Annotated in this window: 29 protein-coding genes; 7 read left to right on the forward strand and 22 right to left on the reverse strand. The window is 63.4% G+C overall.

Translation table 11 applies throughout. The annotated features are described in order from the left end of the window. Window positions 1-124: 124 nt before the first annotated feature. Window positions 125-1,081: an NADPH:quinone reductase gene (locus ACTF4R_RS01020; protein WP_440005545.1), complete on the reverse strand. Its 957-nt coding sequence runs from the start codon at window positions 1,079-1,081 to the stop codon at window positions 125-127. A 53-nt stretch (window positions 1,082-1,134) separates the two neighbouring features. Between ACTF4R_RS01020 and ACTF4R_RS01025 the strand changes: the two genes are divergently transcribed. Together ACTF4R_RS01025 and ACTF4R_RS01030 are read left to right on the forward strand one after the other, a co-directional pair. Then, window positions 1,135-1,797: a glycerophosphodiester phosphodiesterase gene (locus ACTF4R_RS01025; RefSeq protein WP_440005547.1), complete on the forward strand. Its 663-nt coding sequence runs from the start codon at window positions 1,135-1,137 to the stop codon at window positions 1,795-1,797. A gap of 84 nt (window positions 1,798-1,881) precedes the next feature. Beyond that, window positions 1,882-3,024 (forward strand): acyl-CoA dehydrogenase family protein, encoded by a 1,143-nt coding sequence (locus tag ACTF4R_RS01030; protein WP_440005549.1) that lies wholly within the window; start codon window positions 1,882-1,884, stop codon window positions 3,022-3,024. A gap of 5 nt (window positions 3,025-3,029) precedes the next feature. On the opposite strand, the gene ACTF4R_RS01035 is transcribed toward ACTF4R_RS01030, so the two are convergent. From ACTF4R_RS01035 to ACTF4R_RS01120, 18 genes are all read right to left on the reverse strand, one after another. Beyond that, window positions 3,030-3,563 (reverse strand): cob(I)yrinic acid a,c-diamide adenosyltransferase, encoded by a 534-nt coding sequence (locus ACTF4R_RS01035; RefSeq protein WP_440005551.1) that lies wholly within the window; start codon window positions 3,561-3,563, stop codon window positions 3,030-3,032. Then, window positions 3,560-3,799 (reverse strand): glutaredoxin family protein, encoded by a 240-nt coding sequence (locus ACTF4R_RS01040; RefSeq protein ID WP_113275406.1) that lies wholly within the window; start codon window positions 3,797-3,799, stop codon window positions 3,560-3,562. Before ACTF4R_RS01040 ends, ACTF4R_RS01035 begins: the two co-directional genes overlap by 4 nt. A 61-nt stretch (window positions 3,800-3,860) precedes the next feature. Then, complete coding sequence (locus ACTF4R_RS01045) at window positions 3,861-4,763, reverse strand: CheF family chemotaxis protein (RefSeq protein WP_440005554.1); 903 nt, start codon at window positions 4,761-4,763, stop codon at window positions 3,861-3,863. A gap of 22 nt (window positions 4,764-4,785) precedes the next feature. Beyond that, window positions 4,786-6,516: an archaellar assembly protein FlaJ gene (gene flaJ / locus ACTF4R_RS01050; protein ID WP_440005555.1), complete on the reverse strand. Its 1,731-nt coding sequence runs from the start codon at window positions 6,514-6,516 to the stop codon at window positions 4,786-4,788. A 1-nt stretch (window position 6,517) separates the two neighbouring features. Beyond that, the gene (locus tag ACTF4R_RS01055) at window positions 6,518-8,338 is read right to left on the reverse strand and encodes a type II/IV secretion system ATPase subunit (RefSeq protein ID WP_440005557.1); all 1,821 of its coding nucleotides are present in this window, start codon (window positions 8,336-8,338) and stop codon (window positions 6,518-6,520) included. A 5-nt stretch (window positions 8,339-8,343) separates the two neighbouring features. Further along, window positions 8,344-9,117 (reverse strand): archaellum protein ArlH, encoded by a 774-nt coding sequence (gene arlH, locus ACTF4R_RS01060; protein WP_440005559.1) that lies wholly within the window; start codon window positions 9,115-9,117, stop codon window positions 8,344-8,346. Further along, window positions 9,114-9,566, reverse strand: a complete 453-nt coding sequence (gene arlG / locus ACTF4R_RS01065) for an archaellum stator protein ArlG (RefSeq protein WP_440005561.1) — start codon at window positions 9,564-9,566, stop codon at window positions 9,114-9,116. Before arlG ends, arlH begins: the two co-directional genes overlap by 4 nt. Then, window positions 9,567-10,028: an archaellum stator protein ArlF gene (gene arlF, locus ACTF4R_RS01070; protein ID WP_113275411.1), complete on the reverse strand. Its 462-nt coding sequence runs from the start codon at window positions 10,026-10,028 to the stop codon at window positions 9,567-9,569. It lies immediately after the preceding gene. Continuing rightward, a complete protein-coding gene (locus ACTF4R_RS01075) occupies window positions 10,012-11,376 on the reverse strand; it encodes a FlaD/FlaE family flagellar protein (RefSeq protein WP_440005563.1) in 1,365 nt (454 codons plus the stop codon). The genes arlF and ACTF4R_RS01075 overlap by 17 nt, the downstream gene beginning before the upstream one ends. A gap of 154 nt (window positions 11,377-11,530) precedes the next feature. Further along, a complete protein-coding gene (locus tag ACTF4R_RS01080; protein ID WP_440005565.1) occupies window positions 11,531-12,322 on the reverse strand; it encodes a CheR family methyltransferase in 792 nt (263 codons plus the stop codon). Then, window positions 12,319-12,822, reverse strand: coding sequence for a chemotaxis protein CheD (locus tag ACTF4R_RS01085; RefSeq protein WP_440005567.1), 504 nt, complete (start codon window positions 12,820-12,822; stop codon window positions 12,319-12,321). Before ACTF4R_RS01085 ends, ACTF4R_RS01080 begins: the two co-directional genes overlap by 4 nt. Beyond that, window positions 12,819-14,084, reverse strand: coding sequence for a chemotaxis protein CheC (locus tag ACTF4R_RS01090; protein WP_440005569.1), 1,266 nt, complete (start codon window positions 14,082-14,084; stop codon window positions 12,819-12,821). Before ACTF4R_RS01090 ends, ACTF4R_RS01085 begins: the two co-directional genes overlap by 4 nt. Before the next feature lies 1 nt (window position 14,085). Next, window positions 14,086-14,682 carry a chemotaxis protein CheC gene (locus ACTF4R_RS01095; RefSeq protein ID WP_440005571.1) on the reverse strand — a complete coding sequence of 199 codons (597 nt, stop codon included), beginning with the start codon at window positions 14,680-14,682 and terminating at the stop codon, window positions 14,086-14,088. Continuing rightward, window positions 14,682-16,778 (reverse strand): chemotaxis protein CheA, encoded by a 2,097-nt coding sequence (gene cheA / locus ACTF4R_RS01100; protein WP_440005573.1) that lies wholly within the window; start codon window positions 16,776-16,778, stop codon window positions 14,682-14,684. The genes ACTF4R_RS01095 and cheA overlap by 1 nt, the downstream gene beginning before the upstream one ends. 6 nt (window positions 16,779-16,784) lie before the next feature. Next, window positions 16,785-17,828: a protein-glutamate methylesterase/protein-glutamine glutaminase gene (locus tag ACTF4R_RS01105; RefSeq protein ID WP_440005575.1), complete on the reverse strand. Its 1,044-nt coding sequence runs from the start codon at window positions 17,826-17,828 to the stop codon at window positions 16,785-16,787. Beyond that, window positions 17,825-18,187 (reverse strand): chemotaxis protein CheY, encoded by a 363-nt coding sequence (gene cheY, locus ACTF4R_RS01110; protein WP_440005577.1) that lies wholly within the window; start codon window positions 18,185-18,187, stop codon window positions 17,825-17,827. Before cheY ends, ACTF4R_RS01105 begins: the two co-directional genes overlap by 4 nt. 92 nt (window positions 18,188-18,279) lie before the next feature. Then, a complete protein-coding gene (locus ACTF4R_RS01115; RefSeq protein ID WP_440005579.1) occupies window positions 18,280-18,768 on the reverse strand; it encodes a chemotaxis protein CheW in 489 nt (162 codons plus the stop codon). A gap of 183 nt (window positions 18,769-18,951) precedes the next feature. Continuing rightward, window positions 18,952-19,632, reverse strand: coding sequence for a DUF7500 family protein (locus ACTF4R_RS01120; protein ID WP_440005581.1), 681 nt, complete (start codon window positions 19,630-19,632; stop codon window positions 18,952-18,954). A 111-nt stretch (window positions 19,633-19,743) separates the two neighbouring features. Between ACTF4R_RS01120 and ACTF4R_RS01125 the strand changes: the two genes are divergently transcribed. The 3 genes from ACTF4R_RS01125 (at window position 19,744) to ACTF4R_RS01135 (ending at window position 20,894) form a co-directional block, all read left to right on the forward strand. Further along, on the forward strand, window positions 19,744-20,019 hold the full coding sequence (locus ACTF4R_RS01125) for a TrmB family transcriptional regulator (protein WP_433623680.1): 276 nt from the start codon (window positions 19,744-19,746) through the stop codon (window positions 20,017-20,019). Window positions 20,020-20,375: 356 nt separating this feature from the next. Further along, a complete protein-coding gene (locus tag ACTF4R_RS01130) occupies window positions 20,376-20,570 on the forward strand; it encodes a hypothetical protein (RefSeq protein ID WP_433623682.1) in 195 nt (64 codons plus the stop codon). Between the two features lie 27 nt (window positions 20,571-20,597). Beyond that, on the forward strand, window positions 20,598-20,894 hold the full coding sequence (locus tag ACTF4R_RS01135) for a hypothetical protein (RefSeq protein ID WP_440005583.1): 297 nt from the start codon (window positions 20,598-20,600) through the stop codon (window positions 20,892-20,894). Here ACTF4R_RS01135 and ACTF4R_RS01140 read toward each other — a convergent pair. Then, entirely contained in the window at window positions 20,891-21,241 is a 351-nt protein-coding gene (locus tag ACTF4R_RS01140) for a YbjQ family protein (RefSeq protein ID WP_440005585.1), read from the reverse strand. The genes ACTF4R_RS01135 and ACTF4R_RS01140 overlap by 4 nt on opposite strands. A 72-nt stretch (window positions 21,242-21,313) precedes the next feature. Then, window positions 21,314-21,541 carry a hypothetical protein gene (locus tag ACTF4R_RS01145; protein ID WP_440005587.1) on the reverse strand — a complete coding sequence of 76 codons (228 nt, stop codon included), beginning with the start codon at window positions 21,539-21,541 and terminating at the stop codon, window positions 21,314-21,316. A gap of 844 nt (window positions 21,542-22,385) precedes the next feature. Between ACTF4R_RS01145 and ACTF4R_RS01150 the strand changes: the two genes are divergently transcribed. Further along, window positions 22,386-23,399: a tyrosine-type recombinase/integrase gene (locus ACTF4R_RS01150; protein WP_440005588.1), complete on the forward strand. Its 1,014-nt coding sequence runs from the start codon at window positions 22,386-22,388 to the stop codon at window positions 23,397-23,399. A 178-nt stretch (window positions 23,400-23,577) separates the two neighbouring features. After that, window positions 23,578-23,841, forward strand: a complete 264-nt coding sequence (locus ACTF4R_RS01155; RefSeq protein ID WP_440005589.1) for a hypothetical protein — start codon at window positions 23,578-23,580, stop codon at window positions 23,839-23,841. 515 nt (window positions 23,842-24,356) lie between these two features. Here ACTF4R_RS01155 and ACTF4R_RS01160 read toward each other — a convergent pair. After that, complete coding sequence (locus ACTF4R_RS01160) at window positions 24,357-25,286, reverse strand: hypothetical protein (protein ID WP_440005591.1); 930 nt, start codon at window positions 25,284-25,286, stop codon at window positions 24,357-24,359. Window positions 25,287-25,540: the final 254 nt, after the last annotated feature.

A 25,540-nucleotide genomic window follows, 5' to 3' on the forward strand; every position in this document is an offset into this window, starting at 1 on the left:
GACCGTCTCGGACGGTCTCCGTCGGTGACGACGACGGTCGCCGCCACCTCTCCGGGTGACCGTCCCGGCGACGGCGGTCACCGTCAGTCCGCGAGTCTGCCTCGGCGGCGCCGACGCGGCCCGGTCAGGGTTCGACGACGAGCTTCCCGCAGAAACTCTCCTCGAGCACCGCCCGGTGGGCCTCGTCGACCGCGTCCAGCGCGTACGAGTCGGCTATCTCCGGCGCTATCGCGCCGTCGGCGACGAGGCGCGCGAGGCGTTCCAGCACCGCGGCCACGTCCGGGGTGTTGAACATGCTCATCAGCGTCAGGGTGAGTTCCTTCGAGCGCGCGGCCGGAACGTCCTCGAACCCCGCCGCAGCATCCTGGTTGCCGATTCCGACGACGCGACCGCCCTGGGCGGCCACGTCCGCGTCGAACTGGAGGTAGTCGTCCAGTCGGTGGTCGAGGACGACGTCGGGCGCGCCGGCGTCCCGGACCGCGTCGGCGAGGTCGTCCCTGGCGTAGTCGAGGACGTCGTCGGCCCCGAGCGCGTCGATGCGGTCGTGGTACGTCTCGCGGGCGGTGGTCGTGACCCGCGCCCCGACCGCCGCGCCGAGTTGCACCGCGACGTGGCCGACGCCGCCGCTGCCGCCGTGGACGAGGCAGCGCTCTCCGGGTTCGAGGTCGGCGTGGTCGACGAGCGCGCGCCACGCAGTCACGCCGACCAGCGCGACCGCCGCCCCCTCGTCGAAACCGACGCCGTTCGGTAGTCGGGCGACGCGGTCGGTCGGCGCGGCGACGTACTCCGCGCAGGTCCCGGGTCGGTCGTTGCCGAGCGCCGTGCCGAACACGCGGTCGCCGGGGGCGAACTCCTCGACCTCGTCCCCGACCGCCGCGACCTCGCCGGCGAAGTCGGAGCCCGGAATCCAGGGCAGATCGCCCGGCGGGTACGACCCCTCGCGGAAGTAGGTGTCGACCGGGTTGACCGCCGCGGCGCGCACCGCGACGAGGAGTTCGTCGTCGGCCGGAGTCGGCCGGTCGACGTCCTCGACCGTCAGTACGTCGGGACCGCCGTGTTCGTGGTAACGAACGGCTCGCATACCGGAGGCCACGGAGGCCCAGGGGATAAGTTCGCCGGGAGCGCAGACGACGTATGAGCGACGTGACGCTCATCGCCCACCGCGGCTTCGCCGGCGAGCACCCCGAGAACACCGTGCGAGCGGTCCGGGCGGCGAGCGAGGTCGCGGACCAGGTCGAGATAGACGTGCGCCGCTGCGGGTCGGGGGAACTCGTCGTCTTCCACGACGAACGGCTCTCCCGGCTGACCGACGCCACCGGCCTCGTCGAGGAGACCCCGTGGTCGGAGATTCGAGAACTCACCGTGCTCGACTCCGGAGAGCCGATTCCGGACCTCGATACCGTCCTCGACGCGGTTCCGGCGGCGGTCGACGTCAACGTCGAACTGAAACGAACCGGGATGGCCGACGGCGTGCTGGCCGCCGCCGCGGACGCCGAAAACGACTGCCTCTTCTCGTCGTTCGACCGGCGCGCGCTCCGCGAGATTCGCGAACGCGACGCCGACGCGACGCTGGCGTTCATCAGCGACCGCGGGCCGAACTGCGTCGCCGCCGCCGTCGACCTCGACTGCGCGTTCGTCCACCCCGAGCAGGGGCTCTGCGACGAGGCGTTCGTCACCCGGGCCCACGAGGCCGGCCTCGGCGTGAACGCGTGGACGGTGACGACGCGCGAGGAGGCGGACGCGCTCCGACGGGCGGGCGTCGACGGCGTCATCACCGACGGGGCCGACGTGCTGTGACGGCGGGGAGGGGTCGCCGCCGGTTCGTGCCCTCGCGCCGCGGGGTTCGCTGTCTTTAAGCCGTCGGTCGCGCAAAATTTGCACATGGATTTCAACCTTCCCGACGAGCACAGGATGGTCCGGGACACCGTCCGGGAGTTCTGCGAGGAGGAGATCGAACCCATCGCCCAGGAGATAGAGGACGAACACCGCTACCCCGAGGAGGTGTTCGACCAGCTCGCCGACCTCGACATGATGGGCGTCCCCGTCAGCGAGGAGTACGGCGGTCTCGGCGGCGACCAGCTGATGTACGCCCTCGTCACCGAGGAACTCGGCCGCGTCTCCGGCTCGGTCGGCCTCTCCTACGCCGCGCACGTCTCGCTGGCCAGCAAGCCCATCGAGCTGTTCGGCACGGACGAGCAGAAAGAGCGCTGGCTCCGCCCGCTCGCGGAGGGCGAGTACGTCGGTTCGTGGGCGCTCACCGAACCGGAGTCCGGCTCCGACGCCAGCGACATGGACACGATGGCGGAGAAAGACGGCGACGAGTACGTCCTCAACGGCACGAAGCAGTTCATCACGAACGCGAACGTGGCGGGTAGCGTGCTCGTCAAGGCGGTCACCGACCCCGGCGCGGGCTACGACGGCATCTCCACCTTCATCGTCGACCCCGAGGAGGACGACGGCTTCGAGGTGACGACGGTGTGGGACAAGATGGGCCTGAACGCCTCCCCGACCTGCGAGATAAAGCTCTCGGACGTCCGGCTCCCCGAGGACCGCCTGCTCGGCGAGGAGGGCGACGGCTGGGAGCAGACGAAGAAGACCCTCGACGGCGGTCGCATCTCCATCGCCGCGCTGTCGACCGGCATCGCCCAGGGCGCGTTCGAGGCCGCGAAGGAGTACAGCACCGAGCGCGAGCAGTTCGGCCAGCCCATCTCGAAGTTCGACGCCATCCGGAACAAGATAGTCGACATGGACCGGAAGATCGAGCGCTCGCGACTGCTCACGCACAAGGCCGCGACGAAGTACGACGCGGGCGAGTCGGTCACCCACGAGAGCGCGATGGCGAAACTCGACGCCAGCGAGTCCGCCAGGAAGGTCTCCGAGGAGGCCGTCCAGGTGCTCGGCGGCTACGGCTACACCGAGGACTTCTCGCCCCAGCGGTTCCTCCGCGACGCGAAGCTGATGGAGATCGGCGAAGGGACGAGCGAGATTCAGCACCTCGTCATCGGTCGCGAACTCGGACTGTAGTCGGTTCAGTACGTCGGCGACTCCTCGTGCTCGCCGTCGCGCTCGTTGACGACGCGGGCGAGGACGAACAGCGCGTCCGAGAGGCGGTTGAGATAGGTCACGGCGACGTCGTTCACGTCCTCCTCGGCCGCGAGCGCCACCGCGCGGCGCTCGGCGCGTCGGCAGACGGTGCGGGCGTGGTGGAGGTTCGCCCCCGACTCGCCGCCGCCGGGGAGGATGAACGACTCCAGCGGGTCGAGTTCGTCGTCGTAGCCGTCCATCCACTCCTCGAGGAGTTCGACGTGCTCCTCGCCCACTTCGGGGTCGCCGTCGTCCGGGTCGGGGTTGGCGAAGTCCGCCTGGACGACGTGGAGGTGGTTCTGGACCTCGCGGAGCTTCTCGTCGACGTCGTCGTGACCCGTCGGTCGCGTCCGGCCGACCAGGGCGTTCACCTCGTCGACCGTCCCGTAGGCCTCGATGCGCGGACTGGCCTTCGAGACGCGGGACATGTCCCGCAGGTCGGTCTGGCCCTCGTCGCCGCGACCGGTGTAAATCTTCATGCGAGCGTCCGCTCCACGTACTCGACTATCTTCTCGCTCTCGGCCATCGTGACGCCGCGCTCGTCGTCGACGAGCACGGGGACGCCGCGCTGACCGCTGACGCGCTTTACCTCGTCTCGCTTCGAGTGCAGCGCTTCCACCCACTCCGTCTCGTACTCGACGCCGGCGTCGTCGAGCGCGTCGTGGACCGTCTCGCAGTACGGGCAACCGTCGAGCGCATACAGCCGTATCGCCATGTTCGTAGCCAGGAACGGCTCGGTAAAGTAACTGGTCCCCTCGAACGGCGACCCCCGTCAGTCAGGTGTTCACCTTCTCGATGCGGTCGCTGACGAGCATCTTCCCCGCTGGCGACAGCGACAGTCGCTCGCCGTCGTCGTCGACCAGGTCCTTCTCCTCCAGGTCCGAGAGCAACATCGCGGCGCTCCCGGCGTCGATGCCGAGGGCACCGGCGAGGTTGCCGCTGCTAGCCCCCGAGTAGATGGCGACGAGCGCCTCCATCTCCCGTTCGGAGGTGTCGACGCGTTCGGCCTCCTTGGCGACCTCCGAGTACTCCAGCCGGAAGTAGCGTCCGAGCAGGTTGAGCTTGTGCTTCGAGGCGACCGCGAACTCCGAGGTGACCGTCTGTCCCTCCGACGCGTGGCGGATGGCGACGACAGTGCGCTCGTCGCCGCCGACCTCGCGCCGCTGCTTCTGGAAGTACGTGACCGCCGAGAGCTCCACCTCGAACGGCTCCGACACGCCGCAGAACTCCACCCGACCGGGCTGGATTCGTATCTTGCCCGCCTCGAACTCGCCGTCGGTGACCCGACCGCCGACGCGCGCCGGATGTTTCACCCGGACGGGCGTCCCGCTCAGCATCGCCTTGAACAGCAGCGTCTTGAACTGCCCCACCTCCTCGGTACCCGCCTCGATGACGGCGGTGTGGCGTCCGTGGTCACGCTCGTACGCGACCGTCAGCGTGTCGTTGAAGAACGATTCGAGTTCGTCGGGAACGTGTCCGACGGACACGTCGAAGACGGCAGCGAGCGGTATCGTCGTCTTCGACCCGCCGGTGGCCAGCACGAGGCGCTTCTGACTGAGGACGATACGCCCCCGGACGGGTTCGGGGTCCTCGGCGGTGTCGAGGCTGAAGCGTGCGACGAAGTCGGCGATGACTGTTTCGGACATGGTTTTCGCGTGCCAGCGCGTCTCTTCTTGCATTTCACTCCGTCTATATAAATATTCAGACGTTAAGGAACGCCCCGACGACGTTGCGGGTCACCCACGCGATGATGGCGCTGACCCACGTCAACAGGACGAAATGCAGGTAGGCGTTGACCTTGTGGCCGCCGTCGACGATGCGAATCATCAGCGACGACAGCACGCCGTTGATGAGCACGATGAGGACCAGCAGGTACTCGATCATGATGTTGTCGTACACCTCGGTGTGGATGATGGTCCCGAAGTCGAACTGCGACGTGTTCAGCCCGATGGACATCCCCGCCAGGATGTCGACGATTTCGAGACCGATGAAGAACGCGAACGTCGAGGCGGCCGTGATACCGTAGAGGACGCCGATGAGCGTCACCGTCGACTGGTCGCGCTGCTCGCGCAACTGCATGACCTCGTTCATGTTCCCGCTGATGAGTTCGCCGAGGCGCTTCGGTTCGCCGCCCATCTGGCGACCCAGGAGGTACATCTCGCTGAACTTCTGGATGAGATACGACCGCGTGTCCGCCGAGAAGTGACGCCAGGCCATCTCCGGTTCTATCCGCATGTTCAGTCGCTTGTAGAGGTCGTTGACGTTGTCGGTCAGCGCCCCGAAGTCCTTGTTTCGCAGGCTCTCGAGCACCTTCGAGGTCGTAGACTGCTTCGCGCTCTCGGTCGCGCCGAGCGCCCGGATGAAGTTGGTGAACTCGTCGTCGCGGCCCTTGACCTTCTCTTCCTCGCGCCGGACGATCAGGCCGGGGATGAGCAGCGGCGTCGTCGGGAACGCCGCGTACACCGGCAGCGGGATGGCGTCGGGGGCGATGGATGTCCGGCCGAGCAGGACGTAGAGGCTCGCGCCGATGGCGGCGACGGTGAGCAGGATGCCGCCGATGACGCTGGCCCGTATCTTGCGCTCGGCGACCGTCCGCCCGCGCTTCTCCGGGTGGTACCACACCGGGTCGTACGGCGCGGTCGTGTGAATCATGAAGAGGAACCCGACCTGGACGAACGCGAACATGACCACGACTGCCCCGACCGTCATCGTCGGGTTCGTCCCGGTGAGGATGGGGAGTACGGTGGCGAACACGAGCGCGAACGTCACCGAGAGAATCATCGACAGGTAGAGGTCCTTCATCACTTCGAGGTTCCGCAACGCTCCCTCGTAGATGGTGACGTAGTGCTGGATGACGGCGTCCTGCTCCGCCAGCAGGAACTCCTGTATCTCCTGGCCGGCGTTGATGGTGTACGCCAGCCTGTCCAGGAAGTCCGAGAGCGCCTTGCTCGGCACCGACTTCGCGCGGAGACGGCAGGCGTCGTCCAGACTCTGGTTCCACGTGTCGACGAGTTCGACGAGCCGACGCATCTCGCGGGCGAGTTCCTCGTACTCGTCCTCCTCGGCGAGGATGCGGAACACCTCGACGCGGTCGATGTTCGCCGTCGAGAGGATGGTCATGTGCGTGATGAAGAGGTGGAGACGGTCCTCTATCTGCTTGCGGCGGCGGTCGCGCCGAATCTTCGGATAGACGAGGGCGGACACCACGCCGAGGACGCCCAGCAGCGGGACGGGCAACGCGACGAGGAAGGGGAGGTCGACGACGAAGACGACGACGAACGAGAGGACGGCGAAGACCACGGCGGGAACGACGACGACCCCGAGATACCGGTACATCGGTATCTCCATCTCGTCGTACGCTTCCAGCGTCGAGGAGACGACGCTGGAGAAGAGCTGTTTGGCGTCACGTTGTTGTGGCTCTGCTTCTGCCATGCTATATCGACCGGTGCATGTCGAAGGGAAGCCCCTCGACGCCGTCACGCTGGAACGCCTCGATGGTCTCGTTGACCTCGTGGTACCCGAGGACGTTCTCCTCTATCATCCGTTCCATTATCTCCGCGCGGAAGTCCAGTTCGTCGTAGATGTCGCGCGTGTTCTCGTACCCCAGCAGCGTCGCTATCTGCTCTTCGAGGACGTAGGAGTTGTTCATCCCCTGGAAGACGATCTCGTCGTCGACGGGGTCCCAGTAGAACGCCTGCCGGGTGACGACCCCGCCCATGTCCTTCGAGTACCCCTCTATCTCCTGGACGCTGGTCACCCGGCGCAACACGTCGTCGCCCTGCTTGACCCGGTTCTGGAACAGCGCCACGTCGGCGTTGTCCATGAACGTCTCGGGCACGTTGATGGGGTCGCCCGTGAACCGCTGGATCATCGAGACGATGTCGCTGGCGTGGAAGGTCAACATCACGGGGTGGCCGGTCTGGGCGGCCTGGAACGCCATGCGGCCCTCCTCGCCACGCACCTCACCGACGACGATGTAGTCGGGGCGCGACCGCAGCGCCGCCGCGACGAGGTCGAACATGTCCACGTCGGAACTGCCCTCGCCCTGGCCCTCGCGGGTGAGCAGTTGCTGCCACGTGTCGTGGGGCGGGAGCACCTCGGCGGTGTCCTCGGCGGTGTATATCTTGCTGTCCCGGGGGATGAACGACATGATGCAGTTCAGCGTCGTCGTCTTCCCGGACGCCGTCTCGCCGACGACGAACACCGTCTGTTCGTTCTCCAGGCAGAGCCAGAGGTACGCCGCCAGCTTCGGCGACAGCGTCCCCCACTTCGTAATCTGGGCGACCGACAGCGGCGTCCCCTCGCCCTGACGGATGGTGAGGCTCGGTCCCTTCAGGCTCACGTCGTCGCTGTAGATGATGTTGATACGCGACCCGTCCGGCAGCGTCGAGTCCACGATGGGGTCCGAGTCGGAGACGGGGTCGCCGATGCGTTCGCCCATGTTGCGAAGCCAGTTGTCGAACTGCTCGGCGTTGCCGAAGTCGACCGTCGTGGCCAGCATCCCGTACGTGCCGTGGTCGACGTACGTCTCGTGGGGGCCGATGACGTGGATGTCCTCGTTCGCCGAGTCGCGCATGATGGGTTCCAGCGGCCCGAACCCGACGATGTCGCGGTTCAGCCGGTAGCGGATGTTCTCGTAGGTCTGCTCGCTCACCTCGTACTGACCGACGCTGGAGAGCGTCTTCAGTTCCTCGACCACGTCGTTCGTCCGGAGGCTTCGCACGCCGGCCTTCACGTCCTCGTACCCGATGGAACCGATGCGGCGGGCGAGGTCCTGCGGGGAGAGGCCCTGGACGCGCTCGCGGAAGTTCTTCGGCGAGAAGCGGTTGATTCGGTCGACGAGTCCGCCGCGTCCGTCGCCGTTCTCGACGCGAACCGTGTCCTGGAGCAGTTCCTCGATGCGGTCGTCGTACTCCGACTCGTCCTGGGGGGCCGGCTTGTTGACGCTCTTCTCCAGAATCTGGCCGCGGACCTGCCAGAACAGCTCCTGTTCGGTGTCAGAGAGTTCGGGCTCGACGGCGTAGTACTTGGTGTCCTGGCCGACGTCGCCGTAGACGTGACAGTAGATGGGACCGCCGGCGGGGTAGATGACGTTCGGCTTGTCGGCCTCCCACTCGCTGCTCGGTTCCTCGACGAGGCGCGGGAACTCACCCGTGAACTGCTTGAACCGCTTCAGGTAGTCGCGGAGATGCGGACGACGCATCGCCACCTCCCGAAGGTCGTCCTCTATCTGGGTGGTCCCGTGCTCGGTCATGCTGCCTACGCCACGCTACGACTCTCGATGACGATGCCGGCGTCCGCGCGCACGGAGTAACCGATGGTGTCCCCGACCTGCTCGCCCATGCCGGCGAACCGCTTGACGGAGATGTTGCGGCGGACGTCGTTACCGACCTCGACCATCTGGAGTTCCATGAACACGTCGGCGATGGCGCGGAACGGACCGATGGCCTCCTCGTCGACCGTCGAGGGGTCGACGGTGAGGACGACGACCTTCCCCTGCGAGACGAGGTCGCGGAAGAACGAGATGATCTCCAGGGCGGCCTGGCGCTCCTCGTTCTGCCGGACCAGCGCCTCGAACGTCGGGTCGTTGCGGAGGATGGCGTCGAACGTGTCGATGACGACGACGTCCGCCTCCCACATCGCGTCGGCGTTCATCAGGCGGTTCAACAGCTCCTTGCGCTGACTGCCGTCGTCCTCGTCGTCGGGCGCTCCCGGCGCGCTGAGCTTGTGTCCGGTATCCACGTCGGCGTGGAGGAAGAGCAGTCGTTCGTCCAGCAGATGCTCCTCGACGTTGTACGACAGCGAGTGCATCTGGTCGATGAACCCGCGAACCGTCAGCTCCGTCGAGAGCAGGGTCACGCTGTGGTCGGTCTCGCAGAGACCGTAACTGAAGCGCTGGCTCATCGCGCTCTTGCCGGCCCCGTAGTCCCCCTCGACGAGGACGATGGACCCCCGGGGGATGCCGCCCCCGAGTTCGTTGTTCAGGCGGTCGTGGTCCTCCAGACCGAGCGAGTACAGATTGTTCGAGCTCATGTTCTGAATCTGAACACCTCCTCGTCGCCGCCGACGATGAGCTTCACGCGATGGTCTCCGGCCGACAGCTCGCCGCCATCGATGCTAACTCTGGCGACATTTCCTTCCGTCCAGGCGCTTCCGTCTACGACTTCCACGGAAACGTTCTTCTGATACTTCCCGTCTAGCAGTACTTCAATCTGACCCTTGGATGCATCTAAATCACCCGACCCCGTGTTCTTGACGAGCACCGTGACGTTCTCGTTACCGCTCGCGTTGTAGACGGCCCCGCTTCCGGAATCGCTGATTATCTCGACGTCCGAGCGCACGTCCTTGCTCACGTCGATGCTCCTGTCGCCGAGCGCGCCCGAGAGGCGCTGGATACCGGTCGTGAACGTGCCGGCGACGCTCGCGGCGATGAGGAGACTGGCGATGAACAGGATGAGGTGGGACGTGGAGACGCTCGCCACTCAGACCACCTCCGTGTCCGCCACGCCGGGGCCCGTGACGACCTTCACCTGCCACGAAACGGACGAGACGTCGTCCACGTTCCAGGGGTCGGACGAGACGTCGACCTCGACGCGGAGGGTCTCGCCGGGGAGCCACAGCGACGTCTCGCCGTCACCCTCGACGGTGCGGTTGACGACGTCCTCGCTGGTCACGTAGCTTCCGTTGACGAGCAGGTCGGTGTCGTTTACGTTCAGGGCGGTCGAGCCGGTGTTGTTCACGGTGACGTTGAGGTAGTCGCCGCCGTCGTCGACGTCCGTGACGTTCACTGCCGTGTTGCGCTGGGTGAGCGCCCGGTCGGTTTCTGCGTTCCGGGCGTCCGTGACGCGCTCGAAGCCGTTGTAGGTCGCGGTGTAGAGGACCCCGAAGCTGACGAACATCGCGATGAACAGGATCGCCGTGGCACCGCTAACGCTGAAGCCCATGGCCCTCTCCCCGAATCTGCGCGCAGTGGTCGACGACCTTCTGCTCTATCGCGTCGCCGGTGAGCTGGCTCATGAACGTCAGGCTCTGGATGTGGTCGTCCACGCCGAGCGTCGCGGGGCTTCCGGCCTCCTCGTCGACGTCCGTCACGTCGGCGATGCCGTCGACGAAGGTGAGCAGGTCGTCCGCGACCGACTCCCCTATCCAGTCGATGTCCTCGTAGTAGGAGATGGTGTGGACGGCCTCCTCGGCGCCGAACTCCTCGACGAGGAACTCCAGCCACTCCATCACGACGAGGTCGACGAGATAACCGGAGGGGAGCCGTTCGAGGTAGGGTTTGTTCGTCCCCTGGCGCATCCGCATCGTCGTCTCCGCCGCCCGCGTCTCGCCGGTCTGTTCGGGACCCTCGAACTCGAACTCTCCGTCGTCCTCGGGGGCCGTCTCGGCCGGAGCGTCGGTGCTCGCTGGCTCGGGCTCCGGGGTCGGCTCCGGTTCGGGCTCCGGGGCCGGTTCGGGTTCGGCGGCCGCCTCCGGGCCACCGTCGTCTCCCTCCGCCCAGTCGGCCTCCCCGGACTCGTACTCCTCTTTGAGTTCCTGGAACGTCGACCCGCCCGCCTGGGCCGTTTCGTCGTCGCCGTCGTCCGTGTCCTCGAAGTCCATGTCGTCCTCCGCTTCGAAATCGTCCATCGCGTCCGCCTCCTCGATGTCGTCGAAGTCGTCGTCGAAGAAGCTCTCCGCTTCCGCGTCCGCGACGTCCTCGTCGAGGTCCTCCTCGGACTGTTCGTCTTCCTCGTCGTCGAAGAGGCCGAAGTCGCCCCCGCCACCCGCCGCGCCGCCGTCGAACGCGTCGCCGCCCATGCCGCCGTTCGGCACGTCGTCGACGAACGGGTTGACGCCCCGGGTCACCATCTCGTAGATCTCCAGTAGCTTGCGGACGTTCTCCTCGACGTCGTCGACCTTCTCGCTGATCTGTTCGTTCTCGCTGCGGACCGTGCTCATCGACGACGAGATGTCGCCGACTTCGTTTTCGAGTTCCTCGACGCGGTTCTCTAGCTCCTGGGTCGCCGCGGCACCACCGCCGCCCATGTCGCCGAACCCGCCGTCGTCCCCTCCCCAGTCGTCCATCCCGTCGTCCATTCCGTCGTCGGCCACGTCGCCGAACCCGCCGTCCATGTCGCCGCCGGCGTCGTCGCCGAACAGGTCGTCGCCACCGCCCGCGTCGACCGACCCTGAGTCGCCGTCCGACTCCTCCTCCTCTTCCATGAAGTCCATGATTCCCATCGCGCCCATCGCCGTCGCGCTGGACGCGAGAACCGGGACGATAGTAGGGTCGAGATTTATAAGTTTCATTACCGACAACAGCGAACTTTCACTACATTAATCTTCTGTATGAGTTATCACAGATGATACTATCCGGCGGTGGTCGCCGGAGACGATGGTCGAAGATACGCCGCCTACGGCGTCTAAGGGGGCCGCTTCTGGTCCTGGACGCCGCTCCGGAGTACTAGTCCAGTTTCCTATATATCCGGAGTCGTTTGTCCACCGGTTCGTAGTCCGATTTCAGCTCCTCCGGCAGCGTCTCGGTCTTGCCGATGACGAGGTACCCGCCGACTCGCAGCGATCGGGTGATAGTTCGGAGCATCGGAAGCTTGTGCTCGGCGTTGATGTAGATGAAGAGGTTGCGACAGGCGACGAGGTCGACGTCGGCTTTCGGCTCGTCGTTTATCAGGTCGTGGCGTTCGAACCGGACGAGTTCCTGGACGCGGTCGGCGACCGCGAATCGGTCGTCGTCGCGGTCGACGAATCGACCGTACCGCGTCAGCGGCGAGAGTTGCTCCGCGATGTCGGTCGTTCGCGTCGTACGGTAGACGCCGCGTCGCGCCGCCTCGAGTATCTCGCCGTCGATGTCGGTGGCGACCACCTCGACGTCCGCCGGGTCGAGGCCTTCGTCGAGCGCGAGCATCGCCAGGGAGTAAGGCTCGCGACCGTCCGAACAGGCGGCGCTCCACAGTTTCACCGACCCGTCCTCCGCCAGCGCGTTCAGGACGCCGCGGAGCTCCGCCCACACGTCCGGATTCCGGAAGAAGCTGGTGACGTTCACCGACAGGGCGTCGAGCAGTCGCTCGCGCTCGTCCTCGTCGTTCCGGAGCAGGTCGAGGTACGTCTCGTGTTCCTGGACGTCGGTGCGACGCATCCGCGAGGAGACGCGCCGGTCGAGATACGAGGCGTCGTAGTGGCTCGTCGAGAACCCCAGTTCCGATTCGACGTACGCGAGCACGTCCTCGAACGCGCTCACAGCCGGCTCACCCCCTCGTGAGCGCTCCGGACGACCAGCGTCCCGGTGTCGACGTGGAGTTCCAGCGACCGACCGTGGCTGCCGCCCGTGTCAGCGCCGACGACGGGCACGTCGCGGTCGGAGAGCGCCTCGCGGGCCGCGGCGACGTTCCTGGTTCCGATCTCCCGGCCCACGCCCGACAGGTCGAGCATGTTGCTCCCGCCCGCTATCTTCGCCACGACGGCGTCGGCGTCCGTCCCGGCCTCGCGCAGTTCGGACAGCATCGCACCGACGACGGAGTCGACGAACTTCGCCCCGTCGTCGGGGTCGTCGGGCGCTTCCGGGAGCATCGCGTGTGCCAGACCGCCCGTGGACGACCCGGTGTCGACGAGCGCGATTCCGAGACACGACCCCAGCCCGGTCGTCGTCAGTCGGGTGGCGGTGTCGGTGACGACGTAGTCCGCGACGCCGACCCTGACGGGGGCGTCCCGTTCGTGCGAGTCGCTCCGGTACACCTTCATAGCTCTCCCGCGTTCGTCCACCGTTCCGCCGTCGCGTCGCCGTCCAGCGCGTCGAACGCCTCCCGGAGTTCCATGGCGTCGGGCAGCGCGTAGAGGCTACAGTCGAACGCGCGGTCGTCCGCCCGGATGGTCGCGTCCGAGACGAACGTGAACTGCTGGCGCTGGGAGAGGCTGGCCGCGACGGGGTCGACGATGGCACCGCCGAGGTCGTGGACGAACTGGGGCGGCGATATCTCGATGGCAGTCCCGAGTGCGTTCGCCCAGCCGTCGACGAAACTGCTCGCCATCACGTTGCCCACCTCGCGGATGGCGCTGCGGTCCAGTTCGGTGAACGTCGCGCTCTCGCTCGTCGGGTCGTGGCCGTCACCGACCAGCGCGGTCGCCACGTCCCGGGCGGAGGCCTCGTCGAACAGCACCATCACGTAGCCGCTCGGCGGACCGTCGAGTTCGAAGACGACGCCGACGAACGTCCCGTCCCGGAGGTCGCCGGGTAGCTCCTCGAGGGGGACGAAGCTCAGCGTCGTCACGTCCACGGTCGTCTCGATGCCCGTCATCTCCGTGAGGTTGCTCGCGACGCTGGTCGCGCCCCGACGCACCATCTCGCCGAAGACGGCGAGTTTCTCCACGGAGACCGTCGTCTCGTCCCCGTCGACAGAGTCGCCGCCGGTCGCGAGTTCGACCGTCCCGCCAGCGGCCGAGTCGACCTGTTCCGTCGCTCCGGGGCGCACGCGGTCGAACGCCTCTCCGAGCGACGCCCGCTCGGGGAACAGGTGGATGGCGAACGTCAGGTCGGCCTCGATGGTCTCGACTCGACTGGCGAACGCGAGCGCGTGGTCCTCGTCCTCCCCCTGGAGCACCGCGGCTCGTTCGCCCTCGACGTACTCTGGAGGCGAGATGTCGATGACGGTGTCGAGATAGTCCGCCCAGCCGTCGATGAACCCGCCCGCCATCACGTTGCCCACTTCGCGGATGGCGCTCTCGTCGACGCCGTCCGCGTCGGGTACGAGCACGTCCGCCAGCCGACCGGCGCTCTCGGGCGTGAACGAGAATATCGTTCGCCCCCGGAGGCCGCCGTCGAGGTCGACGCCGACGCCGACCCGGCGGTCCACGCCGCCGATTCCCGCCGCCGTGGAGACGTTCGTCTTCGTCACGTCGACGAACGTCTCGACCCCCGCCAGCCCGGAGAGATGCCGGGCCGCCCGCTCGGCCCCCTCGTGGGCCATGCGGTTGAACTGTCGCAACGTGGCCATGTCGACCCGCATGTCAGACCTCTATCTGGCGCATCAGCGCGACGAGTTCCTCCAGTTCGGGGAACGAGTACACCTTCACCTCGACGTTCGAGTCCGGGACGCGCACCCGCGAGTCGAACACCATCGCCACGTCGTCGTCCCGGTGGCCGACCAGCGAGTCGACCATCTTGCTCCCCGGTCCGTAGGTGAACTTCGGCGTCGAGAAGTCGATGGTCGTCTCCAGGACGTTCGCCCAGCCGTCGATGAAGCCGCTGGTCATGATGTTGCCAATCTCCTGGACGGCGCTTTTCTCCATGTCCGAGAAGCCGCTCTCGGAGCGTTCGCCCATCCCACCCATCATGCCGTGAGCGAGCTGTTTCGCGCTGCCGGCGGAGAACAGAAAGAGGATGTAGCCGTACGGGCGTTCGACCAGTTCGATGTGGATGCCGACCTGCTTCTCGTGGCCGACGTGTGTGCGGATGTCGGCGATGTCGAGGAAGTTTATCTTCGTTATCTCCATCTCCGTCTCCATCCCCGTCATCTGGTTCAGGTGGTTCGCCACCGTGCTCGCACCCTGCTTTGCCATCCTGTTGAACAGACTCAGCTTCCGTATGTCGATCTCCATCGTCATTATAGACTCTCCACGTCGAGTATCGTGACCACGTCGCCCTCCCCGAGCACCGCCGCACCCGAGAGACCGGGAATCCCGGAGAGGATGCCCTCGAACGGTTTGACGACGACCTCCTCCTGGCGGCTCACGGCGTCGCAGTGAATCGCGACCTGGCGCTCGGACTCCTTGACCCGCACCAGCATGCCGTCGCCGTTCTTCGTCTCTCCGGGCACGTTCAGCGCCTCGCCCAGTCGGATGAGGGGGTAGACGGTGTCGTCGTGCGTGACGACCTCCTCGCCTTCGACGCGCTGTACCTCGCCCATCCGCCGTATCTCGTCGACGTTCTTGATGGGGATGCCGTACTCCTCCTCGCCCGACTCGACGAACAGCACCTTCACGATGGCGACGGTGACGGGCAGCGAGAGGCTGACCGTCGTCCCCTCGTCTATCTCGCTGGTGACGCTGATGTCGCCGTCGAGACGCGTGATGGTGTTCTTGACGACGTCCATGCCGACCCCGCGACCGCTCACGTCGGTCACCTCGTCGTTCGTCGAGAATCCGGCGTGGAAGACGAGTTCGTACGCCTCCTCGTCCGTGAGCGCGTCGGCCTCCTCGCGGGTCATGATACCCTTGGCGACCGCCTTCGTCCGGAGGGCGTCGGCGTCGATGCCGCCACCGTCGTCCTCGACCGTGATGGTCACGCGGTCGCGCGACCGCGACCCCTTCAGCCGAATCGTCCCCTCGCGGGGCTTCCCCTTCGCCTCGCGCTCCGCCGGCGGTTCGATGCCGTGGTCGACGGCGTTGCGCAGGAGATGCATCAGCGGATCGCCGATCTCGTTGAGGATGGTGCGGTCGAGTTCGATGTCCTCGCCCTCCATCTCGAAGTCGATGTCTTTCTCCTGGTCGCGCGCGAGGTCGCGCACCAGCCGCGGGAACTTGCTGACGACCTTCTTCAGCGGCACCAGCCGCATGTCCATGACGGTGTCCTGGAGACTCGACGTTATCTTGTCGAGTTCGTCCAGGTTGTCGGCGGCACCGTCGAGTTCGGCCTGTTCGACCGACCGCCGGAGCTTTATCCGGCTCGTGACCAGTTGCTCGACCAGCCCGTGCAGGTCGTCCAGCTGGTCGACGTCCACCCGAACCGACTGTATCTCGTCCACCTCGGGCGTCGTCTCGGTCTCGTCGGCGTCAGCGTCCGCGCCGTCGATGCCCCCGGCGTCGTCCACGCCGTCGGCGTCCGCCGGTTCGACGTCGCCGTCGGCGGAACCAGCAGCAGTCGAACCGTCGACTCCGTCGGGCGTGGCGGCCGCAGCAGCGTCGTCGGGCGTGGCTGGGGAGTCGTCGGCGCCGTCCGCCGCATCGGGGGCGTCTCCGGCGACCCGGTCGGTAACGTCGGTGACCGTCGCGGACGCGACTTTCCCGACGCCTTCCAGCAGTTCGTCGACGGCGTCCGCGGTCCCGGCGGTGACGAACAGGTCGAAGCCGTCGTCGTACTCGCCCTCGTTGATGGCCTCGACGGGTGGTACCGCACCGACCAGGTCGAGTTCGTCCGTCACCTCGCCGAGGACGAACATCGCGTCGACGCCTTTCATCTCCGAGTCGCCCACGTCGACGTGAGCGTGGAACACGTCGCCGACGCCGGTCAGGTCCGCCGGGTCGTCGAGCGCGGCCAGCGCCGCCGCCGTCCGGTCGTCACTCCCGGCCTCCTCTTTGTCGTCGTCGGCGTCGTTGGCCGACTCGCCGGCCGCGTCGAGCGCGGCGCGAATCTCGTCGATGGTCGCGCCCGGGTCGGTTCGCTCCTCGCCGTGTTCCTCTATCTCGGCGAGGAGCGACTCGATACGGTCGACGCCAGCGAACACGAGGTCCATCCGCTCCGGCGTCACCGCGAGCCGGCCCTCCCGCATCTCGTCGAGGAGGTCCTCGATGGCGTGGGCCAGGTCGCTCGCGTCCTGGAACCCCATCGCCGCGAAGTTCCCCTTCAGCGTGTGGGCGGTGCGGAAGATGGAGTCCATCGCCTCCTCGTCGTCCGGGTCGTCCTCGAGCGCGAGCAACGAGTTGTTCAGTTCCGTGATGTTCTCCTCGCTCTCGCGGATGAAATCTTGTATGTAGTCGTCCATTGGACATCACGTCGGTTCTCGAACCGTCGAAAGTATTCCGCGCGGCACCTGTCCGGCGGGTAACACGTCGTCGACGCACCCGGTCTCGATGGCGCGAGCGGGGATGCCGAACACCGAGGAGGTCTCCTCGTCCTGCGCCAGGGTCGCTCCGCCGGCGGCCTTGATGGCCTCGATGCCCGCCGCACCGTCGGTTCCCATACCGGTGAGGACGACGCCGGTCAGCGCGTCGGAGACGGTTTCGGCCGCCGTCTCCATCGTCACGTCGATGGCGGGGCGGACGCCGTGGCGCTCCGGTCCCTGGTCGAGTTTCACCCGGAGCCGGCCGTCGGAGTAGTTCGACACCACCATGTGGTAGTCCCCCTTCGCGACGAGTGCCTCCCCGCCGCCGATGCGGTCGCCGTCCTCCGCCTCGCGAACGTCGTAGTCGCTGCGACCGTCGAGCCGTTTGGCGAATCGGCTCGTGAAGCTGTCCGGCATGTGCTGAACTACCAGCACCCGGAGGTCCGCCGCCAGGGGGAGCCCCGAGAGGACGTTCTCGACGACGCTCGGACCGCCCGTCGACGCTCCGACGACGACGGTACCGTTCTCGGCGAACGCCGTCTCGTCCGCGACGTCGGGCGACTGCGGTTCGGGCGAGGACTCGCCGACCGTCGAGAGGTCCGCTCGTTCGACCGACTCCACCTTCCGGACCAGGTCGTCCTTGATGGCGGAGATGCCGGTCGAAACCTCGCCGCCGGGTTTGGCGAGCACGTCGACCGCCCCCTTGTCGAGCGCCTCGAACGTCGCCTCCGCCCCGTTCTCGGTGTGCGCGGACAGCATCAGGATGGGCGTCGGCGTCGTCGCCATGATCTCCTCGACCGCCTCGATACCGTTCATGTTCGGCATCTCGACGTCCATCGTGACCACGTCCGGGTCGCACTCGGCCACGGCCGACACCGCCTCCCGTCCGTCGGTCGCCTCGCCGACGACCTCGATACCCCCGGACTCGAGGATGTCGGTGATGACGGTCCGCATGAAATGCGAGTCGTCGACGACGACTGCTCGCGTCATGCTGAGACGACGTCGTCGATGGCTTCCATCACGCTGGGTTTCTGGAACGGTTTCGTGATGTAACCGTCAGCGCCGGCCTTCACCGCCTTCTTCATCTTCTCCTCCTGTCCGATGCTGGTACACATGATGACGTGCGAACCCGCGTCGAACTCCTTGATCTCCGCCGTCGCCTCGATGCCGTCGCGGATGGGCATCACGATGTCCATCATCACGAGGTCGGGGTTCGATTCCTTGTATATCTCGACGGCCTCGACGCCGTTCTCGGCCTCGCCGACGATGTCGAACTTCTCTTCGAGAATCTCCCGCAGTAGATTCCGCATAAATTCCGAGTCGTCGACAATTAGCACGTCATTCGCCATTCACTTTTCACCAGCGAGTGCTTTGAAAGGGTGTTAAATAAATGCTACCCTCGAATTATCACGCCTGATGACTCGACCGAAGAGTGAGACGTTCAGTTCAGGCTGTCTATCATCCGGTCGACGTCGATCCAGACGACCAGGTCGAGACCGTCGCCGTTCGGTTTCCGAATGATGCCCCGGGCCACCTTCTCGCGGATGCCCCGCGTGTCGAGGTTCTCCAGGTCGTCGCCGTCGTCGACCTGGCCGGGCGCGTACGACACCACGTCGAGCACCTCGTCGACGCGGATGCCGATTCGCTGTTTGTCGTCCGGCCGGTCGAGCACGAGCACGCTGTCGCCGCTGTCGTCCACCGAGACGCTCAGGAACTCCTTGGGGTCGATGATGGCAGTCGTCTCGCCGCGCAAGTCCATCACGCCCTCGATGGAGTCCGGCGTGCGCGGGATGCGAGTCACCTTCTTCACTTCGACGATGCTGTCGACCTGGTCGATGTCGATGGCACAGACGTCCTCGCCCAACCTGAACTCCACGACCTGCGCCTCCGCATCGGCCCCTCCTTCGGACGGCGACTGCTGTACACTCATGGTCAGTCGTCGTACCAATCGAACTCCTGAACGTAAAACCCACGCCCGCCTATCAGTTCGGATAATCCGACCGGAAACGTCGTTCGGAGGAGTATCGACGCGTTCGCACCGGGGCGGCGACACGACCCTCGCAGGCGCTCGCCACGTCCCGAGGGACGCGGTCGACCGAAGCCGAAACGTCGCCTATCGGTTACGTCGCCTGGAGGCCCTCTCGGGCGGGAAGACGATGCCGTTGGCGTCGCCGAGCGCGTCGAACAGGTCGGCGATGCTGTCGTCGGGCGAGAGGTCGTGGGCGTCGAGGACGCCGCGCAGGCAGTTCGGCGAGTAGCGGACCCGGAGGTTCGACTCCATCAGGAGGATGCCGAGCACGTCCTCGACGGGCGTGTTGCGGTCGACCTGCTGGGCGTACCACATCAGCAGGCCGTCGAAGACGGTGCCGACGTCGTCGGAGAACATCTGCTGGTGGCTGACGCGGTCCTCTGCCTTCGCAGCGATGTGGAAGCCGTACCGCGACCCCACGCTCGAGAGGTCGTCCTCGAGCCAGTCGCGCACGTCGCTGGCGTCGATGTTCCGGTCGTCGGTAGCCGAGGGCTGGCCGGTGGTCCCGTCGGCTGTCGGTCCGCCGTCCGCGTTCGGCGACGACTCCGTGGTCGAATCGGTATCTGGCTCCGTCCGTCCGCCGCTGTCGCCCGGTAGTTCGGCCACGTTGTCGGGTACCGACGGCTCGTCGCCGGCACCGATGACGTACCGGTCGTCGTCGAGGGAGACGACGCTCTCGCTCGCCTCGATGTCGAGTTCGTCGGGCGAGAGCACCTTCCCCGCGTCGGCGTCTCCCGTTTCGGAGTCGTCCCGCGCCGGAGGCATATCTCAACGATACGACCGGAAACGACATAAAATCTCGGGGAGGATACGTTGGGTTTCGACGATTGTCGTAGCAAGGGTTTATTATCGTCGAACAGTGTCCTTCGGGTACCGATGAACGCACGCCACGCCGACGCTCGTCCGGCCGAATCTCCACGGACGGAGTCCAGTTCCAACGAATCAGCCCGCCTCGAAGGGATGCCCGACGACATCGGCTCGCCGCGCGCGAAACTGGTGTACCTCTATCTCGCCACGACGCGCGGGGCGACCGTCGACGAACTCCAGTCGGGTCTCGACCTGCCGAAGATAACGCTGTTCACGATCGTTCGCACGCTCCGCGAGCGCGAACTCGTCGAGAAGAACGGTTCCACGTTCTCTATCACCGGATAGTTCTCCTGCGGGAACGCCGCCACTCGGACCTCAATCGTCCTCGCACTCGCCGTCTGGAGGGCAGAGCTGGTCCGGTGTTCTATCGTATCGCGGCGTCGTCACGAAGTTCTCGATGCGCTCGCGCTCCTCGTCCGAGAGCCAACCACCCATAGCAATCTGGTGCCAGTCCGGAGCGAAAAACCCAGCGGCCACCTGTCAACTGCTCGGAGCACTGCACCGCATCGTCGGCGTCGCTCGCCGACGGTCGACGGCCACTCCGCATCGGTTGTGAACGCGTACCAACGGCGCGCTTCCCGGCACTTTCACTTTCACTCCGCCCGGCTCACCTATAACTGGACACCAGACAACTACCGGACATGAACGCCAGAACGATGGTCACCGAGTCCGGTGAGCGTTCGTCGAACGAAACGGGACTGACCACCGAACAGAAGGTGGCGGACGTCTCGGAGATGGCGGCCAGCGAGGTCGCGGCGTACCTCCGGTCGTCCGACCGCGGCGAGGTGTACTTCGAGCGGAAGGGCGGCCGGACCTTCGTCGTCGCCGAAGAGTAGTTCCGGGTGGGGTCCGAACGACCACTCGTGACGACGTACGTCTCCCGCCCCGTGCGGGCGCTCCGCGACCGCCCCACGTCCGGCGAGTCCGCGACGCTCGTCCTCCGCCTCGGCGACGCCGACCCCGACGCGGTCGGGGACGTGGTCGAGGAACGCGGCGGCGAGGTCGACGCGGAACTCGCGTTCGACGCGCTCCGGGTCGTCGTGCCGGAGGAGGCGGTGGCCGACGTCTGCGAACTGGACGGCCTCGACGCCGTCGAGACCGACGCCACCCTCGACGCCGGCGACGCCGGCGAGGACGTGGAGCCGCCCGAGGAGCGCTAGTCCAGCCTCACCGCGGTACCGACGACCTTGACGTTCATCATGCCGCCCTGGCCTCCGAGCGCCTCGTCCGCCACGTCGATGGCGACGACGGCGTCCGCGCCGAGTTCCGTCGCCTCCTCCAGCAGTTCGTCCAGCGCGGTCTGCTGACTGTCCGCCAGCGTCTTCTCCCACGAACCGGACCGTCCGCCGACGATGTCCCGCAGGCCGCCCGCGATGTCCTTGCCGATGTTGCGGCCCGGCGTCACGTCCGCGACGACGATGCCGAGGTGTTCGGCGACCTCCCGTCCCGGAACCGCGTGGCTGGTCGTGAGCAGTACGTCCTCGTCAGAGTAGCTGAACGTTGCCATGCCTCCCCGTTCTCGTACCGGGGTTATAACTGTCAGCATTGGAACCAGAGGCAGGCGTACCAGTGGCGAGCGCTACCCCGTCAGTTCGGCGAGCGAGAGCAGGACGCTGGGCGCGACCAACAGGACCAATCCGGCCACGACGAGGACGGCGGGCACGACCAGCAGTCCCGCGTCGGTGAACAGCCACAGGCCCAGACCCGCCGCCACGATGAGCAGGCCCACGAGTCGCAGTAACCACACGAACGCGCCTTCTAGCTCCGAGTCCGCGACGACCTCTACAGCTTCGAGCGCTTCGTCCATGGCCGGGCGAAAATAGACTCTCTTCCGACTTATGATTGGTGACTGTCAGATTGCGGCCGTCGGGGCGGATTCAAACCTCGGTCACAGTCACTTTTCTTGAGCATGTACTTTACAATTTGCGCAGTATACCATGATAAGTGGTCATGACCGCACTTAGGACATTCTAGGCCTGGATGCTCGTCTGCATGTATCGGGAAGTGATAGTCACACTTGAGACAGTCATTACCAGTATGGTTGCTCCTAAATCTCTCTTCAACTTCGTCCCGATGATGCTGTGAAAGGTGTTCCTTCGCTTGTTCTTTGACGTGGTCCTTCGGGCCTTCAAAGACTGTATCGTCGAAGTCGCACTCGTATCGATACATCACGTCGAGTATTCGGAACTATGATTGATTAAGTTTGATATTATATCTTATATTTGTGCGCCGTGCAACTATCCGATTCGTCGCAAGACTACTAACTCTCGTACAGAAGCCGATGCCAATAGCCGAGGTATTATCCACCCTCCTCCGTCCGTTGTCAGCGGTATCTCGTGGTCTGTCAGGCTGTGTGCGAATGCGGTGGGCTGGCGTAGTTATTTACTGCTGGCAATCGTGTCCTTCTAGCGAACCACCGGACGCCGTAGAGTACTGTCCGTTGACCGGATGAATTGAGGCAGTCGGACGGCGACTGAACTGATAAAGTCCTGCCGCTGTCCTGTAGTTTGGTGCTGTGTAGAAAGCGGATGGGTCGGGGCGGATTCGAACCGCCTTTCCAACCGCCCACGGAGCAGTAAACAGCAGTAAAGGGCAATAACAGCCGGGACATGTCTATCTCGATCACGCCCTTGCGGTCATGACTAATGCCCATGACCCGAAGCATGAAACCCAGTCGAGCGGTGGACCGGTATTTAAAAGAACGCAAGCCCGAAGTTTCGAACTCTACCTACCAGAATCATAAATACGCCCTCAAGCAGTTCCTTGAGTGGTGTGAGTCAGAAGATGTTGATGACATCAGTGTCCTCGACAACTTCCATATTCACGACTTCAAAATATACCGTCGTGAAGAGTGCGGTATCAATGAAGTGACCTTGTACAACAACCTTTGCACTCTACGTGTGTTTATTCGTTGGATGGAGTCCATGGGGGTGGTTGATGGCGATATTGCTGAGAATATGATTCTACCCAACCCCGATGATGATGCTCGTAGTGAGAAAATCGACGCCGATCGTGCGAACACGATTTTGGACTACTTAGATAAGTTCGAGTATGCTACGATGAGACATGCTTTGTTCGCACTCTTGTGGGACACTGGATTTCGTCTTGGGACAGCTCAAGCCATTGACGTCGGTGACTACGACTCTTCTACGCAGACTGTTGCGGTTCGCCACCGCCCAGAGAAGGGCACCCCTTTGAAGAATAAGAAGAACGCTGAACGTAAAATCACACTTCACCCATGGGTGTGTGACGTGCTAGATGACTATCTACAGATGCACCGCCATGACGTTGAAGACGACTTTGGACGTCAACCCTTCTTTACTACGAAGTATGGCCGTCCCGCTAAGACGACTCTAAGAAAGAACGTGAAGTGGCTCACACGGCCTTGTCATTATACGGATGGTTGCCCTCACAGTCGTGAAAGAAACGACTGTGAAGCAGCACAACACTGGGAGAAGACGGCTCAGTGTCCATCAGTCGTAAGCCCTCACTCTATCAGACGGAGTGCTATCACTCACTGGTTAAACGAGGCTCAAAACAAAGAGCATCTATCTCAACGCATGGATGTTAGTACAAAGACGATGGACAAGCACTACGATGCAAGAACAGAAGAAGAAAAGCGACAACGTCGACAAGAGTCATTTGGAATAGACATACGGAAGTAAGATAGTCGGCACGATATTCGTTATCTCTTTTCGGATGGTGGATTCTGACTTCATTTCACTAATATAGTTGCTCAAGTTTGAATCCAACTCCTTATGATATTATTCTAGAACTAAACAACATAGAAATCAAGAATAGTGTTACCAAACTCTTATTACATAATTGTCGCACTTCGTAGGTATGGGATTAGCCGACAAAATGGCAATGAGGTTCCTAGCGGAGATCGTCGCAATTGGGGCCTTTGCTGGAGCTATTATCGTAATGGTTTCAAATATCGTTATTTCATTACTCGTTTCGGTAATTGCAAATATTATCATTGTATTTTTACTATTCGAAAAGACGGAGAAACTAGTGGAAAAGAAACTTCAACACCGTAATCAAACCTCAAATAAGCAAAATGAAGAGGTTTGGGACCAGCTTGAGCGAACACTGGGAGGAGAATAGGAGCAAACTATCAACTAGGTGTTGTTGAATGAGGTCCGTTCCCCTACTAACGCCCATACTAAAATAATGACATAATAGTCAACTCTGTTATGGGCGTGGAGGAGGGCGGTAAGCGGTCGAGGGCTTGCCACAAGGGCTAGCGCCCTCGACTATCTTCTCGGAGAGAAGTGTAGAAATTCAATTGTTTAGTGGACGGGGGTGATGTGTACGTCCTTCTCTCACGACCAAGGCTGTGAATGGTCGTTAATGCATGGACGTCTTTCACCCCCGTGGAAGAAGGATGTACAATTAATTCTCTACTCCGACACGGCGGAAGCCGTTAACACTGAACGAGTAGCGCAGTGGGTTGTGGGTGGAGTCGCGCAGCAGCGGAACCCCACAACCCCGAGCAACACAGTTCATCTATCTCCTTCTTCTCACTGGCATCATTAGCCAGTGAACGTCACGGAGGTGTACTGTGCTCACAACCTTTCTTACTAATGTTTACTCACTACCCCCTTATTTAAAGAATATGCCTATTGCTCGAAGTGAGAGTGTTGTTCCTTCAACGCCTTTTTAATAGACTGAAAGTCGCTATCATTGATTTTCGCCCCTTCACTGTACTGGAGATCATTGAGATGCTCAATCATATCCCAAAGGCGATCAACATTATCTTGCTGTATCTCCCTAGCCTCTTCCAGCGAATAGCCGTTATCCAGTCGAGGACGGTATTTCGAAATGAGAAGGGAACACAATCCTAGCGTTATCTGCTCAAAGCTGTATGAACGCAGTGAGCCCTCGTTTAGCTTAGTTCTGCTGAGCAGAACAACCACCTCTCTAGCTTGTTCGGAAGAGAGGATGCTATCTGCAATGGAATAGGAGAGAACAAGACGTCCATTCTTTTCAATACGGTCTCTCATTCTATCCCTATCTGACTCGGCTAATTCACACATCGTAGAAGCGTAAGGATAGTTGGAGAAATGCTCCATGTGAAGAGCTTGCAATCGCTCAAAGAGATTCGTATCTATCGCATCGTCATCGGGGTCATCTTTCTTGAACGACGTCCGAGGCTCATAGGAGTGCGAACTTCTCTCATGTTCTTTTTTTCCTCCCCCAATATCGATATCCTCGAGGTTAGACCAACCTTTTACGGGATACTGAGATGCAGTCTGATCACGATTATCATCCCCTCCATGTCTAGAACCCGTTCCGATACCAGCAGAGAGAGAATTAGATCTTTGATCACCCTCTTCTTGTTCTAATTGTTCTTCGTCACGCTGCAGCTTGATATCTCTATCAATCGCAAAGGGGTTACAGTCCGAACACGAACATCCTCGTTCGTACGCTCGTTCCCAATTAACTGGACGAGACGGGTATGGGTGTTCTTTCCTACAGTTTTCCTCAATCGACGGAGATGGAAGCTCAAATCCATCTTCTGCATTCAGTGTGGTACTTTTAATTCCCATACCACAATGGCAGAAGTGAGCTACATATTACGCTTGCTCTCGCACGTGCGGGCTATTTCGCAGATTCTCTAATAGGAAAGTTCACGCCCGTGCGCGCATACCACGGCAGTACTACTAGATAACACCAGTTTCGGGCGAGCAAGTCACCCTATCCACCAATGTGAAAGTGAACAAAGTACTGTGAGAAATAGATCGTGTGTGTTGCGGCTCGAATGTCCTCCCCCAATGGAATACTAAGAACCTTCTTGATGGCT

It is taken from the genome of Halomicrococcus pelagicus (assembly GCF_051917725.1).
GTDB lineage: Archaea > Halobacteriota > Halobacteria > Halobacteriales > Haladaptataceae > Halomicrococcus.